Genomic DNA, 2,083 nt, shown 5'->3' on the forward strand with positions numbered 1-2,083 from the left:
ATTTCTATCCTACAAGATCAATTAGGAGATCAGAAGCGGCGACGCTTTTTAGGTCGATGATTTCTAATTACAATTATCCACAAAAAAAGGCTCTAAATAATAGTAAAATTAAATTTGGAAGCAGAGATCTCTACGAATAAGGCAGGCTACTGTCTTATTTTTTTATGATAAGTTGTAAAATTAAATGCTACACTAAATAAAAAATAATAACTCATATTAGCTAACTTCGTTTAAAATGTTAATAACTACAAAAACACACAAGTCGGTCAATATAAGTAATAAATATCTCACTCTAAATGAGAAAAATAAGTTAGAGGTATTAAATTAAGAGTGATATTCTTCTAGAAGAATATCAAAATTTTAGGCTTCCATCATTCTACAAATTCAAGAGAGCTTAAAAGATGTAAAGGAGCTACAAAGCCATAGATGCTGATAAAGACAAGAGATTTAAATCATCATGTAAGGGAAGAAATACGAAACACTAATACTAAAAAAATATAGTACTAGATAAATTACATTCTAAATGGTAGCCAGAATAAATAGTTTGACTGTTTTAAAACTATATATAATTGGCTTTATTCTGGTCTTAGAGACTTCGATATTACAAACTAATAAGAGAAGTCAAGTCAAAAAAGCCTCAAGAAACTAGAGGAAAATTTAATAATGGAACTTCTATCACCAAAAGACCAAAAGAAGTAAAGAAAGGGTATAATTTTATATTATAAACAATAAATGAATTTTATTTACAAATTATTTTAAAAGGAGAAATGAAAATGGATATTTCAAAAAGCGCTTTAATATTAATAGACTTACAAAATGGAGTAACAGCAGTTGAACTGAATCCCCACAAGGCAATACAGATTATTGAAAATGCTAATCACTTAATAAATAAGTTTAGAGAGGAAAATGGGTTTATAGTTTTTGTTAGAACTGCTTTTATTGACAATAAAGATATTTTACCTGCAGATAAAAAATTACGATCCCTATCAGATGTAAAAGAAAGTTTTGACCAAATTGATAATAGGTTAAGTATTAGACAAAATGATTATCTTGTTACAAAGAGAGGATTTAGTGCATTTTTTGGCACTGATTTAGATTTGGAATTAAGACGTCATGGTATAGAAAATCTTGTATTTGCTGGGGTTTCTACACATATAGGTATTGATACATCGGCTAAAGACGGTTACCAATTGAACTACAATATATACTTTATAGAAGATGCAATATCTGCACCAAAAGAAAAACAGCATGAATTTATAGTAAAAGAAATATTTCCATTATATGGTGAAGTCATAAAAACAGAAGATTTAATATTAAATTAAAAAAATAAAAAAGTGGAATTACTAAAAAATAAATTGGAACTATTTAAGTGTAAAAAAGGTAGTGTGAAAAGTTTTGTGTATCAGCTCTCCTGATTAGGTTGAGCTGATATTTTTCATTTAATATATTCTTTGCAATAGGTTTTAAGTTGTTTAGTTTAAATATACTAAACTAAAAGTATTTTAATTATAAATTTCTAAAATAATTTAAAAGTATTTCTGATATTTCTTTGTCGTAGCTTTTTAATACTTTTAAATTTTTATACATATCAAAGCCGCCAGCACCTGTGGCTCTGTAATTATTCATGACAATAGAAAATTTGTCCTCATTTTTTATTTCTTTTTCCTTAAAATAAATTTTTCCAATTTTATTTCCATTTTCTTTTTTCAGATTTAGCTCAAAGTTTATGCCATAGAAAAAGTCAAAATTGTAATGTTCTTCCTTTGGTTCCAAAAATCTTTTTGCAATTTTATACTCTCCATTGTACTCGATGTATGTGTAGTTTTGTTCAAGGGCTTCGCGAAGAGTTTTGCCGTCAATTTCAAGGACAATTGCAGTGTTTGGAAATCTATAAGTATTTAGAACATCTCTTGTAGTTAAATTTTTCTTTAAGCCTGATACTACATTGGCAAAGGATGTAATTGAAATGTCTGAAGATGTGTATTCCATTTGAATTTTATTTATTAAATCAGCTAAGGCAGAACCTTCTGTTGCCATTTTTATTTTATCTTCTGGGAGATAATCGCGAGATAATTTTGCAATT

2 protein-coding genes are annotated in these 2,083 nt (G+C 27.6%); one reads left to right on the plus strand and one right to left on the minus strand.

Translation table 11 applies throughout. From position 1 onward, the window contains the following. The first annotated feature begins 773 nt into the window (after window positions 1-773). Window positions 774-1,322, plus strand: coding sequence for a cysteine hydrolase (locus MR285_RS08160; RefSeq protein ID WP_293559825.1), 549 nt, complete (start codon window positions 774-776; stop codon window positions 1,320-1,322). A gap of 184 nt (window positions 1,323-1,506) precedes the next feature. Here MR285_RS08160 and MR285_RS08165 read toward each other — a convergent pair. Then, a partial coding sequence (locus MR285_RS08165; RefSeq protein ID WP_293559826.1) for a 5'-nucleotidase occupies window positions 1,507-2,083 on the minus strand: 577 nt, incomplete at its 5' end.

The sequence above is a fragment of the Peptoniphilus sp. genome, assembly GCF_022767005.1.
Classification (GTDB): Bacteria; Bacillota; Clostridia; order Tissierellales; family Peptoniphilaceae; genus Peptoniphilus_A.

Excerpts from the sequence above, each read along its gene's own strand:
- MR285_RS08160 (WP_293559825.1), top strand. The coding sequence starts at position 774 with ATGGATATTTCAAAAAGCGCTTTAATATTAATAGACTTACAAAATGGA.